Below are 14693 nucleotides of genomic sequence, written 5' to 3' on the forward strand. Positions count from 1 at the left end.
CATGATCCAAGTCCAGAACCTCGTCCACCGGTACGGCGAGACGGCGGCCGTCGACGGTGTCTCACTCGACGTCGACGACGGCGAATTCGTCGTCCTCGCCGGTGCGAACGGGTCCGGGAAGACCACGCTCGTCCGCCACTTCGACGGCCTCCTCGAACCCGACGCCGGCGACGTCCTGGTCGACGGGACGCCAGTCCAAGAGAACCTCGTCGCCGCGCGCACGAAGGTCGGGATGGTGTTCCAGGACCCGCGCGACCAGTTCGTCGCCGCGACGGTCGGCGCCGACGTCGCGTTCGGCCCGGAGAACCTCGGTCTCGACCGCGACGAGATCGAGGCGCGCGTCGACGAGGCCCTCGACGCCGTCGAGTTGGACGGCCGGCGCGAGGAGCGCATCGACCGCCTCTCCGGCGGGGAACAGGAGCGCGTCGCCATCGCCGGTGCACTCGCGATGCGGCCGGCCCACCTCGTCCTCGACGAACCGTTCACGGGACTCGACGATCCCGCCCGCCAGTCCGTCCTCACCCGACTCGACGCCCTCCACGACGCCGGGACGAGCCTCGTCGTCGTCACCCACGACCTCCGCGACGTCGCCGACCTCGCGGACCGGGTGGTCGTCCTCTCGGACGGACAGGTCGCCGTCGACGCGCCGCCCGCGACGGCCCTCGACCATCTCGACGGGACGCGTGTCCGCCACCCTCACGAGTAGATGCTCCGCTACGAACCCGGCGAGACGCTCGGCCACACCCTCGACCCGCGGGCGAAACTCGTCTTCCAGTCGGGGTTCGCCGTCGCGGCCTTCGCCCACACGACGCCACGCGGTCTCGCGGTGCTGACCGGCGTCGTCGCGCTCGTCCTCCTCGCGTGCCGTCTCGCCCCGCGGACCGTCGTCGACGAGTTCGGCGCGGTCGTGCCGTTCCTGCTCGCCGGTCCGGTCATCGAGGCGCTCACCCTCGGGCCGCCGTGGGTCGTCCCCGGCGACGCGGTGGCGCCGACGCTGGCCGCCTACCGGACGCTCCTGTTGCTCGCGCTCGCGACGGCGTACGTCCGGACGACGCCCGTCCGGGAGTCGGAGGCGGCCGTGGCCTGGTTCGTCCCCGGCCGCGCGGGCCGGTACCTCGGCGTCGGTACCGCGCTCGTCTTCCGGTTCCTCCCGGTCCTCCAGGCCGACGTCGGCCGCATCCGCGACGCGATGCGCGCACGACTCGGCACCGAACGCCCGGTCCACGACCGCGTCCGACTCGTCGCCCTCGGGGCGCTCCAGCGTGCGTTCCGCCGCGCCGACCGACTCTCGCTGGCCCTGCGGGCCCGCTGTTTCGCGTGGAACCCGACGCCGCCGAACCTCGCCTTCGGACGGTACGACGTCGCCGCGACGGCCGCGGGCGGGGTTCTCGCGGCGACGGCTTTCCTCTAACCTTGTTAACTGTTCGGCGGAGAGCGGCGAACAACGATAATACATTGGTAAGTTTTAAGCGCGCGTTGACCCGTGCATACGGTAATGACACTCTCGAGTGCACCCGCGGCCGGGGAAGTCACGCGGCCGACGTTCTGGCAGATCGGGCCGCTCGGCGAGGCCGTCTTCTACTACCTCGCCGCGGTCGCCATCGTCATCTTCCTGTACGGCGTCTACGACCGGTTCGCCCGCTACGCGCGCGGCGACGCGGACGCGACCGAGCGCCTGAACGACCTCGGCGGGCGCATCGTCCGGGTGGCGAAGACCGTCGCCTCGAACGAGAACCAGTTCGACCGCGACTTCACCGCGGGAGTGATGCACACGTTCATCCTCTGGGGCTTCCTGACGCTGTTCGTCGGGACGACCATCCTCGCCATCGACATGGACGTCTGGACGAAACTGCTCGGCCACCCCTCCTTCTTCGTCGGTGACTTCTACCTCGCCTACTCGCTGGTGATGGACGCGCTGGGTCTCCTGTTCGTCGTCGGTATCGGCATCGCGCTCTGGCGGCGTTACGGGGCGCGCACCGACCGCCTCCACGGACGACACACGAGCGTCGAGGACGACCTCTTCATCTGGACGCTCTTCCTCCTCGGCGTGGGTGGCTACGCCATCGAGGCCGTCCGCATCGTCGCCTTCGAGTTCCCGTCCTTCGAGGACGTGAGCTTCGTCGGCTACGCCGTCGCGCTCGTCCTCGCGGAAGTCGGTATCTCGCCCGAACTCGCGACGTCGCTCTACGGCGCGCTCTGGTGGTCGCACGCCATCCTCGCGCTGGCGTTCGTCGCCTCGGTCCCCTACGCGAAGCCGTTCCACATGATCTCCTCGTACGCGAACCTCGTCGCGAACGACGAGGACGCGGGTCGTCGCCTCCCGCGGGTACCCGAGGACGCCTCCCCCGAGGAGATCGGTGCCACGGACATCGACGACTTCTCGTGGAAACAGTTGCTCGACCACGACGCCTGTACGAAGTGTGGGCGCTGTTCCTCGGTCTGTCCCGCGAACGCCTCCGGGCGGAACCTCGACCCGCGGAACGTCATCCTCGACCTGAAGAACTACCGCGAGTCGGTCGACCGGGGCGGCGAGACGATGGAGATCGTCGCCGACGGCGGCACCTCCGTCGTCGACGCCGAGACGATGGAGTCCTGCATGTCCTGTATGGCCTGCATGGACGCCTGTCCGGTCGACATCGAGCACGTCACGCAGTTCACCGAGATGAACCGTCGCCTCACCGAGACGGGCCAGATGGACGAGAACGTCCAGGAGACGATGATGGACCTCTTCCAGAACGGGAACTCCTTCGGCGACCCCGAACGGAAGCGCCCCGACTGGGTGGACGAGGTCGACTTCGAGGTGCCCGACGCCCGCGAAGAGTCCGTCGAGTACCTCTGGTACGTCGGCGACTACCCCTCCTACGACGAGCGCAACCGGAAGGTCGCCGTCGCGCTCGCCCGCATCTTCGAGGAGGCCGACGTCTCCTACGGCATCCTCTACGAGGACGAGAAGAACGACGGAAACGACGTCCGCCGCGTCGGCGAGGAGGGTCTCTACGAGATGCTCGTCGAGGACAACGTGGCGGCCTTCGAGGAGTGTGACTACGAGAAGATCGTCACCACCGACCCCCACTCGTTCAACACCTTCAGCAACGAGTACGAGCAGTTCGGCTTCGAGCGCGGCGACGACGTCTACCACTACACGCAGGTCGTCGAGGAACTCGTGAACGCCGGGACCCTCGACCTCGGCGGACTCGACTACACGGTCACCTACCACGACCCGTGTCACCTCGGTCGCTACAACGGCGAGTACGAGGCCCCGCGCGAGGTCATCGCGGCGACGGGCGCCCGCCTCGACGAGATGCCGCGCAACCGCAACGACTCCTTCTGTTGCGGTGGCGGCGGCGGCGGCGTCTGGATGGACTTCGCCGACGACCCCAAGCCCTCCGAGGAGCGCATGCGCGAGGCGCTCAACGACACCGACGCCGGCCAGGAAGTCGAGAAGTTCGTCGTCGCCTGCCCGCAGTGTATGACGATGTACGAAGACGGCCGCAAGACCGGGAACTACGAGGACGACATCGAGGTCGTCGACGTCTCCGAACTCGTCGCCGAGTCGCTCGGGTACTGACTACCGCTCTCCTCCTCGCAACTCGACTTCGTACCCCCGTTCGCGGGCGAACTCGCACACCGCGACCGGACCACACTCCACGTCGAGGCTCACCTCCTCGTCCTCTCGGGCGGCCTCGCGGAGCACGTCGGCCACGTCGTCGAGCGACTCGCCGGCCGCCGTCCCGTCCTCGAACGTCGCGTCGAGGTGGTCGGCGGCGGACGCGTAGACCGACTCGGGGATGGACTCCTCGACGTACGGCCGCTCACCGAGGTACTCCAGGCCGACGACGAACCCCGGCATCGACGGGAGGTCGGGCCACTCCCGGCCGGGCGCGAGACGCCGACGCTTCCCGAGTGCCGAGGCGTAGAACGCGGCGAGCAGGTCCTCTCCCCACTGTTCGTCCGACGGCACGCGGAGCGCGAGCGCGGGTGCCATACTCGTGTGTCATAGTTTGACACAGAAAAAGTTGACTCGGCGCTCGCCGGGGCCGTCGTCGAGCGGTCCGCGAACTCTTTTTGCCACGCGCCCCCACCCACGGGTATGGACCTGACGCGACGCCCGCGGCGCCTCCGGAGAGACGGCGTACGGGGACTGGTGAGCGAGACAGACGTCTCGGCGAACGACCTCATCGCGCCCGTCTTCGTCGACGCGACGACCGACGAGCGGGTCGAAATCGACTCGATGCCCGGCCACGAGCGCGTGCCGGTCGAGCAGGCCGTCGAACGCGTCGAGGAGGTCTTGGAGACCGGCGTCGAGGCCGTCATGCTGTTCGGCATCCCCGAGTCGAAAGACGAGCGCGGGGCCCGCGCGTGGGCCGAGGACGGCGTCGTCCAGCGGGCGACCCGCGCCGTCACCGCGGAGACCGACGCCTACGTCGTCACGGACGTCTGTCTCTGCGAGTACACCGAGCACGGCCACTGCGGAGTCGTCGAGCACGACGCCGAGGAGGACCCCGAACTGACGGTGAAGAACGACGAGACCCTCGACCTGCTGGCGCGGACGGCCGTCTCGCACGCCGAGGCCGGCGCCGACATGGTCGCCCCCTCCGCGATGACCGACGGACAGGTGGGCGCCATCCGCGAGGCGCTCGACGCCGCCGGCTACGAGAACCTCCCCATCATGGCCTACGCGGCGAAGTTCGAGTCCGCCTTCTACGGACCCTTCCGCGACGCCGCCGACGGTGCGCCCACGTTCGGCGACCGCCGCCACTACCAGATGGACCCCGCCAACAGGAGAGAAGCGATGCGCGAGGTCGAACTCGACGTCGAGGAGGGTGCGGACGTGCTGATGGTCAAGCCCGCGCTCCCCTACCTCGACGTCGTCTCCGACGTCCGCGAGAACTTCGACCACCCGGTCGCCGCCTACAACGTCTCCGGGGAGTACGCGATGCTCCACGCCGCCGCCGAGAAGGGGTGGCTCGACCTAGAGGAGGTCGCCTTCGAGTCGCTGCTCTCCATCAAGCGCGCCGGCGCGGACCTGATCCTGACGTACTTCGCCGAGGACGTCGCAGAGAAACTCTGAGCGGCGTCGCCGCGCGGTCGGTGTGGTCCGAACCGTCGTCGGCCTACGACCACCGCTCCGGGTCCGTCACCCGATCGAGGGCCGCGACGAGTTCCTCCGGACGTGCGGTCCTGAGAACCGTCGAACGGCCGTCAGTTCGTTCGAGACGGACCGCGTCGTCGCGCCCGACGACCTCGTACCGTTCGAGGTCGTCGATAGAGATACGCTGAGAGAACACCCCGAGCGGCCAGACGTGGACCGACACGCCGTCGTCCTCGACCGACGTCGTAATTCGGACAGACCAGAAGACGGTCGAGAGGAGGGCAGTGACGACCGAACCGAAGACGACCGGTGTCGTCGGTCCGTCGCGGGCCGCGAAGAGGACCGCCGCGAGTACCGCGCCGACGACGAGCAGCGCCCAACCGAGACGCGGACCGAGCACACGCGACTCGTGGTAGTAGCGGTTTCGTCCCATATGTGTCAATCAGTACCACGCAGTGTTGAACGTTTCCCGGACGATGCCGGTCTGTGACCTCCTGATCGTCCGACCTCCCGGTCGACCGACTGGATTCGCGAGTGAACTCTTTTTGTCCCCGCCGCACAACTCCCGTCTATGAACCGCGAGACCTCCCGCGACCTCTACGACCGGGCGCTCGACGTGCTGCCCGGCGGCGTCAACTCCTCCGTCCGCGCCGCCCCACAACCGTACCCCACGTTCGTCAGCAAGGGCGACGCCGGTCACGTCGTCGACGCCGACGACAACCGGTACGTCGACTGGGTGATGGGGCTGGGACCGCTCCTGCTCGGCCACGACGTCCCCGACGAAGTCCAGGCCGCCATCCAGCGACGCACCAGCGAGGGACCGATGTACGGGATGCCCACCGAGATCGAGGTCGACCACGCGGAGTTCATCGCCCGCCACGTCCCGAGCGTGGAGATGGTGCGCTTCGTCAACTCCGGCACCGAGGCCACCGTCTCGGCGGTCCGACTCGCCCGCGGGTTCACCGGCCGCGACAAGGTGATCGTCATGCAGGGTGGCTACCACGGCGCCCAGGAGTCCACCCTCGTCTCCGGCGACCGGGAGGGCGCGAGTCCGTCCTCGCCGGGTATCCCGCAGTCGTTCGCCGAGCACACGATTCCGGTCCCGTTCAACGACGAGGAGGCCGCGAAGGCCGCCTTCGAGGAACACGGCGACGACGTCGCGGCGGTGCTGGTCGAACCCATCCTCGCGAACAAGGGCATCGTCGAGCCGAACCCCGGCTACCACGAGACGCTCCGCGCGCTCACCCGCGAGCACGGCGCGCTGCTCGTCTTCGACGAGGTCATCACCGGCTTCCGCGTGGGCGGTCTCCAGTGCGCCCAGGGCAAGTTCGGCGTCGAACCCGACCTCACCACCTTCGGGAAGGTCATCGGCGGCGGCTTCCCCGTCGGCGCCGTCGGCGGCAAGACCGAGATCATGCAGGAACTCACCCCCGCCGGCGACGTCTTCCAGGCCGGCACCTTCTCCGGCCACCCCGTGACGATGGCCGCCGGACTGGAGACGCTCAAGTACGCCGCCGAGGAGGACGTCTTCGACCACGTGAACGCGCTCGGCGAGCGACTCCGCGACGGCCTGCGCGACATCGTCGAGGACCAGGCGCCGAACTACTCGGTGGTGGGCGCGGACAGCCTGTTCAAGGTCGTCTTCACCCGGCGTGGCCGTCAACCGCGGAACGGCGCGGACGTCGCCGACGCCGCCGTCGACCGCTGGAACCGAGTCTTCCGCCCGCAGATGCTCGACGAGGGCGTCGTGCTCTCGCAGAACCAGTTCGAGTCGCAGTTCGTCAGCGCCGCCCACACCGAGGAAGACGTCGAACGAACGCTCGAAGCGTACAAGGACGCGCTGTAGTCAGACGTCATGAGCGAGGCAGACGAGGGAGCGACCGGAGGCGGCCCGCCGACGGAGTCGCGGTGGTGGTACTGGCTGGTCGCCGCGCCCGTCCTGACGCTCGTCGAACTCGTCCTGGGTGCGGCCCTCCTCGCCACCGTGAGCGTCTCGGGCGGCGGGTTCGACCCGGCCCACCTCGTCGTCGTCGCGCCCTACACGCTGGTCGCGCTCGCCGTCCGACTGCTGTTCCCCGTCGCCATCTTCTTCGACGCACGGGCGGTCCGGACGGCGAACCTCGACTGGCGGCCGTCCTCCGAACGGTACGCACTCGCCGGCGTCGTCGCCGTCCCGATTCCCCTCGCCGACTGCCTCGTCGCGGGCTACTACCTCCGCTTGCGTGCCAGACACGTCGGCGTCCCTTGACCGATGGGAGGCTTTATCTACCACGATACTCTACCACGACGTATGGTATCGAATGCCACTGCTACCGACGTCGAGGCGACACAGCCCACCGCCGACCGGGTGAACTCCCGGTGGTGGTACTGGGTCCTGTTCCAGCCCCTCGTCGCGGCGCTCATCGCCGTGTTCGCCCTCTTCACGGCCATCACGGCGCTCGTCGGACCGACCGGCACCACGGGGTCGCTGTTCCCCGTCGCGTTGCTCGGGACCATCGTCTTCTTCGTCCTCGCACTGCTGTTCAGTGTGATGACGCCCATCGCGGTCTACTTCGACACGCAGGCCATCGGCGAGGCCGACACCGGGTGGAACCCCGACCCGACGAAGTGGACGCTGTTCACGCTCATCCTCCCGATCCAGGCGTTCGTCGCGCTCTACTACCTCTGGGAGCGCCACGAACACCTCGGACAGCCGTGATATGACGGCGCCGTCGACCGATTCCCGGTGGTGGTACTGGGTCGCGGCGGCACCCCTCCTCGCGGCGTTCTGGCTGGCGAGCGTCGTCTGGGTCGGCGCGCTGGTCGGTCTCACCGACACGCCCGGACTCGGCGCGGGACTGGTCGTCCTCCCGTTGGTCGCGCTCGGGATTCCGATCGCGGCGGTCGCACTCGTCCTCCCGTTCGCCCTCTACCGGGACGTCGCGGTCGTCCGGACGGTCAGCGAGTGGGACCCCTCCCCGACGCCGTACGTCGCCGGCGCCGTGGGGAGTCTCGTCGCCGCACTGGCCGCGATATTCGGCCTCGCCGGACACGTGCCCACCGACGTCCGGTACGGAATACTCCTCGGCTGTGTGCTCGTGTGGGCCGGCGTCGCGCTCACCTACGTCGGTCGCCGGCGTCGACACGTGGAGACGACCCTCGACGCGCTGCGCGAGTGAAGAGAAGGGGGTTTCAACGAGGGGTCACGAAGAGGACGTATGAGCGACCGCGAGCCGATCCGACTGGCGACCCGAGGCTCAGACCTCGCACTCCGGCAGGCCGCCGAGGTGAAGGCCGCCCTCGAGGACCGCCGTTTCGACGTCGAACTCGTCGAGGTGGAGACCGAGGGTGACCGGGTCACCGACGAACAGATTCACAACCTCGGGAAGACCGGGGCGTTCGTCCGTGCGCTCGACCAGCGCATCCTCGACGGCGAGGTGGACGCCGCCGTTCACTCGATGAAGGACGTCCCCACCGAGCAACCCGACGAACTCGAGACGGCGGCCGTCCCGCGGCGGGCGAGCGCGGGCGACGCACTCGTCACCCGCGACGGCACGGCACCCGAGGACCTCCCCGAGGGCGCCGTCGTCGGGACCGCGAGCCTCCGTCGACGCGCACAACTCCTCTCGCGGCGACCGGACCTCCACGTCGAACCCGTCCGCGGGAACGTCGACACGCGACTGGAGAAACTCCTCGCACCCGCGCTGCAGGCCGAACACGAGCGCCGCCTCGAAGCGAGCGAGGAAGAGGCCTCGCAGGACGCACGCGAGCAGAAGAACGAGGAGTACGAGGGCGACGCCCGAGAGGAACCCGAGTTCGAACGCTCCGTCGAGGAGTGGTTCGACGACCTGAACGAACTGGAGCGGAAAGCCCTCGAACGCGACGTCGAGACGGAGTTCGACGCCGTCGTCCTCGCGAAGGCGGGTCTCGAACGGAGCGGCCTCGCCCACCAGGTCGAACTCGTCGACCTCCCGACCGACGAGCACGTCCCCGCGCCGGGGCAGGGCGCTCTCGCCATCGTCGCCAGCGACGACGACGTCGTCGAGACGCTGAACGAGGCGCTAGACCACCCCCGCTCGCGCGTCGAGACGACCGTCGAGCGCATCGTCCTCGAAGAACTCGGTGGCGGCTGTATCGCTCCCATCGGCGTCCACGGGTTCGTGCAGGGCGAGAGCGTGAACGCACAGGTGCAGGTCTTCGACCGCGACGGCGAGACGACGGTGAGCGAGACGCGGCAACTCGACGTCGAGGACTACGCCGAGGAGGCACGCGAACTCGCCGCCGACCTCGCCGACCGCGGCGCACGCGACCTGATCGAGGAAGCGCGGAAGGAGGCGTGACGATGACCGGGAAGGTGTACCTCGTCGGGAGCGGTCCCGGCGACCCGGAGTTGCTGACGGTGAAGGCGCGTCGCCTCCTCGACGAGGCGGACGTCGTCCTCCACGACAAACTCCCCGGACCGGAGATCATCGAGTCGGTCCCCGAAGAGCGCCGCATCGACGTCGGGAAGCGGGCACACGGCGACCGCACGCCGCAGTCCGAGATCAACGAGCGACTGGTCGAACTCGCCCGCGACGGGAAGACCGTCGTCCGCCTGAAGGGCGGCGACGCCTTCGTCTTCGGGCGCGGCGGCGAGGAGATGTTGTACCTCGCCGACCACGAAGTCCCCTTCGAGGTGGTTCCGGGCGTGACGTCGGCAGTCGCCGCCCCCGGCGTCGCCGGAATCCCGGCCACCCACCGCGAGCACGCCTCGTCGGTCTCGTTCGTCACGGGCCACGAGGACCCCGCGAAAGAGGAGTCGGCGGTCAACTGGGAGGCGCTGGCCGCGACCGAGGGCACCATCGTCGTCCTGATGGGGGTCACCCGACTCCCCGACTACACGGCCGCACTGCGTGAGGCGGGGATGGACCCCGAGACACCAGTCGCGCTCGTCGAACGGGCGACCCGTTCCGGGCAGACGGTCGCCACGGGGACGCTCGACACCATCGTCGAGCGTCGCGACGAGGTGGGCATCGAACCGCCCGCCGTCACCGTCATCGGCGGAGTCGCTGGCATCCGCGAGGAGGTCGTGAGGTGGTTAGATGAGTAAGCCACGCGTGGCGGTGTTCCGCCCGGACGACGGCCGACTCGGTGACGCCGTCGAGTTGCTCACGGACCTCGGTGTCGACCCCGAGGCCGACCCGATGCTCGCGGTCGACCCGACCGGCGACCACCCCCGGAAGGACGCGGACTACGTCGTCTTCACGAGCAAGACCGGTGCGGAACTCGCCGCGGACGCCGACTGGCACCCCGAGGGCGCGTTCGTCTGCGCCATCGGCGAATCGACCGCAGACGCACTCGAAGCCGAGGGGTACACCGTCGACATCGTCCCCGACGAGTTCTCGTCGGTGGGACTGGTCGCGACGCTCGCCGGTCGCGTCGACGGCGAGCGCGTCGAGGTGGCACGCTCCGACCACGGTAGCGACGTCCTCCTCGACGGATTGAACGACGAGGGCGCGTTCGTCCACGAGACCGTCCTCTACCGCCTCGTCCGCCCCGAAGGGACGGGGTCGTCGGCGGTCCTCGCCGCGGACGGCGAGCTAAACGCAGCGCTCTTCACCTCCTCGTTGACGGTCGAACACTTCCTCGACGCCGCCGAGACCGAAGGAGTCCGCGAGGCGGCCATCGAGGGGTTGAACCGGGCCGTCGTCGGCACAATCGGAGAACCGACCCGCGAAACCGCCGAGGCACACGGCATCGCGGTCGACGTGGTCCCCGAGGAGGCCGACTTCGAGACGCTCGCGCGCACCGTCGTCGAGAAACTGTAGGGCTGACACGCGGCGTCGCTCCTCCACGGGGCGGTGACGCCGCGGATTTCGCGATCCGCCCCGTGGCCGTTCTCAGCGCACACCGTGTGTGGTCCCGGTTTCCGTCTTGAACGCTCGCTCCGCGGGAGCTACAGGTTTATCCGGGAAGACGGCCGACCTACAGGTATGAACGGTCCCGTTCCCGAACTCGCCGACCGCGCCGACCGGTGTGCCGAGGCACTCCGCGACGACGACGCGGTGCTCGTCGCCTCGCACATCGACGCCGACGGGTTGACGAGCGCCGGCATCGCCTCGCAGTCGCTCGCGCGTGCGGGAATCGACCACGAGGTGTTCTTCTCGAAGCAACTCGACGCGTCGGAACTCGAACGGGTCGCCGCCACCGGGTACGAGACGGTGCTCTTCACCGACTTCGGGAGCGGACAACTCGACCACATCGTCGCCCACGAGGAGGCGGGTGACTTCGTCCCCGTGATCGCCGACCACCACCAGCCCGCGGACGCGGACACCGAGTACCACCTCAACCCCCTGCTGGAGGGAGTCGACGGGTCGAGTGACCTCTCGGGTGCGGGCGCGACGTACGTGCTCGCCCGGGCGCTCCTGGGCGACGACGCGAAAGACCTCGCCGCGCTGGCCGTCGTCGGTGCCGTCGGCGACCGACAGACCACAGACGGCGAACTCACGGGCGCGAACGTCCGCATCGCCGAGGAAGGCGTCGAGGTGGGCGTCCTGGACACGGAGAAGGGCCTCGCGCTCTACGGGAAACAGACCCGACCGCTCCACAAACTACTGGAGTACGCCAGCGAGGTGTACGTCCCCGGAATCACTGGCGACCAGCAGGGTGCGATGCGGTTTCTCGACTCGCTCGACGTCGAAACCCACCGCGACGGCGAGTGGCGGACGTGGGCGGACCTCGACGACGAGGAACGGCGGACGCTCGTCTCCGCACTCATCCAGCGGGCGGTCCGCAACGGCGTCCCCGCCGACCAGGTCGACGCTCTCGTCGGCACGACGTACACGCTCGCCGACGAGGTGGCCGGCACGGAACTCCGCGACGCCAGCGAGTTCGGCACCGTGTTGAACGCGACCGCCCGCTACGAGCGGGCCGACGTCGGACTCGCGGTCTGTCTCGGCGAGCGCGGCGAGGCGCTCGACGCCGCACAGGAACTCCTCCGCGAGCACAAGCGCAACCTCTCGCGGGGCGTGAGTTGGGTCGTCGAAGAGGGCGTCACCCGCGAGCAGCACGTCCAGTGGTTCCACGCCGGCGACCGCATCCGTGAGACCATCGTCGGCATCGTCGCCGGGATGGCCGTCGGCGAGGAGGGCGTCGACCGCGACACCCCCATCCTCGGGTTCGGGTACAAGGACGACGAGAACGTGAAGGTGAGCGCGCGCGCCACCCACGACCTTGTGGAGCGAGGACTCGACCTGTCGACGGTACTGCGCGAGGCCGCACAGGCTGTCGGCGGCGACGGCGGGGGCCACACCGTCGCCGCGGGCGCGACGGTCCCGCGTGGGAAAGAAGAAGAGTTCGTCGAGCGCGTCGACGAGCACGTCGGCGAACAGTTGTCCTAGTCGAGACCGAGGATGTCGCGCGCCTCGCTGGTCGTCGCGACCGGACGGCCGAGCGTCTCGGCGAGGTTCGCGACCCGCTCGACCAGTTGTGCGCTGCTCTCCGCGAGTTCGCCTCGGCGGTAGTAGATGTTGTCCTCCAAGCCGACGCGGACGTGCCCGCCGAGGAGGAGTCCCAGCGCCGCGAAGGGGAGTTGGTGCTGGCCGAAGCCGAGCGTGTTGAACGCCACGCCCTCGGGGAGGTCGGCGACGGCGTTCAGGAAGTTCTGGGGGGTCGGGCGCGTGAGCGTCCCGGACCCGAAGATGAGCGTCGCGTACGGCGGGTCGTCGAGGTCGCGCCGGTCGAGGAACTGGTGGGTCTCGTTGATGTGGCCGTCGTTGAACACCTCCATCTCGGGTTTGATCCCGCGTTCGTCCATCGTGTCGTAGAGCGCGTCGACCATCGCCCGCGTGTTCTCGCTGGTGAGGTGGTCGTAGCGGTTCAACGGACCCATGTCGAGACTCGCCATCTCCGGAGCGGGGTCGGTCAGGAGGGGCTTGCGCCGCTCTTCGAGCGGTGCCCCCGTCCCGCCGGTCGAGTGCTGGATGACGAGGTCCTCGCTACGCTCGCGAATCGCGTCGTCGATGGCCTGGAAGCGCTCTGTCTCGAAGGAACGCTCGCCGCTGTCCGTCCGGGCGTGGACGTGGACGACGGACGCGCCGGCGCGCTCGGCGGCCGCGGCCGCCTCGCCGATCTCCTCGGGCGTCTCGGGGATGTTCGGGTTCGCCTCCTTCCCGTGGACGCCGCCGGTCAGCGCGGCCGTGAGGACGACCGGTTCGGCGCCGAGGTAGTCGTCGTAGCTCATCGCTCGCCCTCGTGCTCGCGGAATATCTCGCAGTGCTCGGTGTGGTCCAGGTCGTAGCGGTCGTTGCAGATGTCCGCGCGCATCGGCTGGACGAACTCCTTGACGATACCGCAGTAGGGGCGAGCCTCCTCGAACTCCTGGTCCGCGTCGGTGTCGCGGTACTCTAGGTGTGGACAGGTCATACCGGTGTGTGCACGCGGCGGACCAAAACAGTTGCCGCGCGTCCCGATTCTGTATAGCGACATGGGATTCATTCAGCCCGTCGACCGAATCGGCCGGCTTTTACCCGACGGCGCGCGAAGCAGACCGTATGGCCGACTTCACGCCCGAGGAGTTCGAAGAAGAGAAGTACGTCGACTACTTTCCGCAGCTCCAGACCGCCTACAAGAAGGCGTTCAACCGCCTGAACGAGGAGTACAGCTCCGATCTGGTCCACGCCATCGACCAGCAGATTCTCAACGAGAGCGAACCCCACTACGAGGGTGACGGCGAGTTCCGTATCGAACTCCCTGAGAACCCGACCGACCGGCTGCAGGGCGTCGTCGCGGACGACGAGAAGGTCGAACAGCTCCTCGACATCTACGTCGACGAACTCGAAGACCAGCTCCGGGCGGAGTTCGGTTTCGACGACCAACCAAAAGCCTAAGACTCGTGGCGCCCAACTCACGACTATGAGCACCGAGAGTCAGAGCGGCGACGACCTGGAGGAGCGCATCAACAACTTCCTCCGCCGCAACTTCCCGCAGATCCAGATGCACGGTGGCAGTGCCGCCATCCAGAACATCGACCGAGAGGAGGGGACCGTCAGCATCCAGCTCGGCGGCGCCTGCTCCGGGTGTGGTATCTCCCCGATGACGATTCAGGCGATCAAGTCCCGGATGGTCAAGGAGATCCCCGAGATCAACGAGGTCCACGCCGACACCGGCATGGGCGGTGGTGGCGGCGGCGACGGCGGCATGTCCCCGTCCTTCCCGGGCGAGGAGACGTCCGACGACGGCGAAGAAGACGAAGGGCCACAGGCCCCCTTCTAACGTAGTTCTCTTCCTTTTTCGTGACGCGAGTCGAGTAGCGACCGCTCAGTCTTCGGTCCAGTAGTAGAGGTCCTCCTTGGGCGCGCCGCAGTCCGGACAGGAGTCGGGCATCTCCTCGATGTCGCCCATGGCGCCACACTCCGAGCAGCGCCACATGAGCTCGGCCTCGCCGAACTCGTGACCGGCGCGCTCGTGCTCGATGGAGAGCGACTCGATGCCCTCGCGAGTGGTGACGACGACACCGTCCTCGTGGAACCCCCGAACGGTCCCGATCTCGTCGCCGTCTTCGGTGTACACGGTCGTACCGATGCTGACACTGGGAGGTTCTTCTCCACTCATAGACGGCCGTTCGAGAGGGTGTGTGATAAAT

The 14693-nt window shown here is 68.6% G+C and carries 19 protein-coding genes; 14 read left to right on the forward strand and 5 right to left on the reverse strand.

What is annotated here, in order from left to right; translation table 11 throughout:
- Position 1: 1 nt before the first annotated feature.
- The 3 genes from P0Y33_RS12570 to P0Y33_RS12580 all read left to right on the forward strand — a co-directional run bounded on the left by P0Y33_RS12570 (position 2) and on the right by P0Y33_RS12580 (position 3568).
- On the forward strand, positions 2-706 hold the full coding sequence (locus P0Y33_RS12570; RefSeq protein WP_279527736.1) for an energy-coupling factor ABC transporter ATP-binding protein: 705 nt from the start codon (positions 2-4) through the stop codon (positions 704-706).
- Positions 707-1411, forward strand: coding sequence for an energy-coupling factor transporter transmembrane component T family protein (locus P0Y33_RS12575; protein WP_279527737.1), 705 nt, complete (start codon positions 707-709; stop codon positions 1409-1411).
- 84 nt (positions 1412-1495) lie between these two features.
- Positions 1496-3568 (forward strand): (Fe-S)-binding protein, encoded by a 2073-nt coding sequence (locus P0Y33_RS12580; RefSeq protein ID WP_279527738.1) that lies wholly within the window; start codon positions 1496-1498, stop codon positions 3566-3568.
- Here the strand turns inward: P0Y33_RS12580 and P0Y33_RS12585 are convergent, their stop codons facing one another.
- A complete protein-coding gene (locus tag P0Y33_RS12585; protein WP_279527739.1) occupies positions 3569-3985 on the reverse strand; it encodes a hypothetical protein in 417 nt (138 codons plus the stop codon).
- Positions 3986-4090: 105 nt separating this feature from the next.
- On the opposite strand from P0Y33_RS12585, the gene hemB reads away from it, so the two are divergent.
- Positions 4091-5071 (forward strand): porphobilinogen synthase, encoded by a 981-nt coding sequence (gene hemB, locus P0Y33_RS12590; protein ID WP_279527740.1) that lies wholly within the window; start codon positions 4091-4093, stop codon positions 5069-5071.
- 43 nt (positions 5072-5114) lie between these two features.
- Here hemB and P0Y33_RS12595 read toward each other — a convergent pair whose 3' ends face one another.
- The gene (locus P0Y33_RS12595; RefSeq protein ID WP_279527741.1) at positions 5115-5525 is read right to left on the reverse strand and encodes a hypothetical protein; all 411 of its coding nucleotides are present in this window, start codon (positions 5523-5525) and stop codon (positions 5115-5117) included.
- Positions 5526-5663: 138 nt separating this feature from the next.
- On the opposite strand from P0Y33_RS12595, the gene hemL reads away from it, so the two are divergent.
- The 8 genes from hemL (at position 5664) to P0Y33_RS12635 (ending at position 12450) form a co-directional block, all read left to right on the forward strand.
- Positions 5664-6938: a glutamate-1-semialdehyde 2,1-aminomutase gene (gene hemL / locus P0Y33_RS12600; RefSeq protein ID WP_279527742.1), complete on the forward strand. Its 1275-nt coding sequence runs from the start codon at positions 5664-5666 to the stop codon at positions 6936-6938.
- A 9-nt stretch (positions 6939-6947) separates the two neighbouring features.
- Positions 6948-7340 carry a hypothetical protein gene (locus P0Y33_RS12605; RefSeq protein ID WP_279527743.1) on the forward strand — a complete coding sequence of 131 codons (393 nt, stop codon included), beginning with the start codon at positions 6948-6950 and terminating at the stop codon, positions 7338-7340.
- A gap of 42 nt (positions 7341-7382) precedes the next feature.
- Complete coding sequence (locus P0Y33_RS12610) at positions 7383-7790, forward strand: hypothetical protein (RefSeq protein WP_279527744.1); 408 nt, start codon at positions 7383-7385, stop codon at positions 7788-7790.
- Between the two features lies 1 nt (position 7791).
- Positions 7792-8250: a hypothetical protein gene (locus P0Y33_RS12615; protein ID WP_279527745.1), complete on the forward strand. Its 459-nt coding sequence runs from the start codon at positions 7792-7794 to the stop codon at positions 8248-8250.
- Between the two features lie 39 nt (positions 8251-8289).
- On the forward strand, positions 8290-9411 hold the full coding sequence (gene hemC / locus P0Y33_RS12620) for a hydroxymethylbilane synthase (RefSeq protein WP_279527746.1): 1122 nt from the start codon (positions 8290-8292) through the stop codon (positions 9409-9411).
- A 2-nt stretch (positions 9412-9413) separates the two neighbouring features.
- A complete protein-coding gene (cobA, locus tag P0Y33_RS12625) occupies positions 9414-10160 on the forward strand; it encodes a uroporphyrinogen-III C-methyltransferase (protein WP_279527747.1) in 747 nt (248 codons plus the stop codon).
- On the forward strand, positions 10153-10878 hold the full coding sequence (locus tag P0Y33_RS12630; RefSeq protein WP_279527748.1) for a uroporphyrinogen-III synthase: 726 nt from the start codon (positions 10153-10155) through the stop codon (positions 10876-10878). Before cobA ends, P0Y33_RS12630 begins: the two co-directional genes overlap by 8 nt.
- Before the next feature lie 165 nt (positions 10879-11043).
- On the forward strand, positions 11044-12450 hold the full coding sequence (locus tag P0Y33_RS12635) for a single-stranded-DNA-specific exonuclease RecJ (protein WP_279527749.1): 1407 nt from the start codon (positions 11044-11046) through the stop codon (positions 12448-12450).
- Here P0Y33_RS12635 and P0Y33_RS12640 read toward each other — a convergent pair.
- Together P0Y33_RS12640 and P0Y33_RS12645 are read right to left on the reverse strand one after the other, a co-directional pair.
- A complete protein-coding gene (locus tag P0Y33_RS12640) occupies positions 12447-13292 on the reverse strand; it encodes a BKACE family enzyme (protein ID WP_279527750.1) in 846 nt (281 codons plus the stop codon). The two genes, P0Y33_RS12635 and P0Y33_RS12640, sit on opposite strands and share 4 nt — an antisense overlap.
- Positions 13289-13474 (reverse strand): hypothetical protein, encoded by a 186-nt coding sequence (locus P0Y33_RS12645; protein ID WP_279527751.1) that lies wholly within the window; start codon positions 13472-13474, stop codon positions 13289-13291. Before P0Y33_RS12645 ends, P0Y33_RS12640 begins: the two co-directional genes overlap by 4 nt.
- Positions 13475-13602: 128 nt before the next feature.
- Between P0Y33_RS12645 and P0Y33_RS12650 the strand changes: the two genes are divergently transcribed.
- Together P0Y33_RS12650 and P0Y33_RS12655 are read left to right on the forward strand one after the other, a co-directional pair.
- Positions 13603-13938, forward strand: coding sequence for a DUF5783 family protein (locus P0Y33_RS12650; RefSeq protein ID WP_279527752.1), 336 nt, complete (start codon positions 13603-13605; stop codon positions 13936-13938).
- 25 nt (positions 13939-13963) lie between these two features.
- Complete coding sequence (locus tag P0Y33_RS12655; protein ID WP_279527753.1) at positions 13964-14323, forward strand: NifU family protein; 360 nt, start codon at positions 13964-13966, stop codon at positions 14321-14323.
- A 45-nt stretch (positions 14324-14368) separates the two neighbouring features.
- Here P0Y33_RS12655 and P0Y33_RS12660 read toward each other — a convergent pair whose 3' ends face one another.
- On the reverse strand, positions 14369-14662 hold the full coding sequence (locus P0Y33_RS12660; protein ID WP_279527754.1) for a DUF7130 family rubredoxin-like protein: 294 nt from the start codon (positions 14660-14662) through the stop codon (positions 14369-14371).
- Positions 14663-14693: the final 31 nt, after the last annotated feature.

The sequence above is a fragment of the Halospeciosus flavus genome (assembly GCF_029814175.1).
Taxonomy (GTDB): Archaea; Halobacteriota; Halobacteria; order Halobacteriales; family Halobacteriaceae; genus Halospeciosus; species Halospeciosus flavus.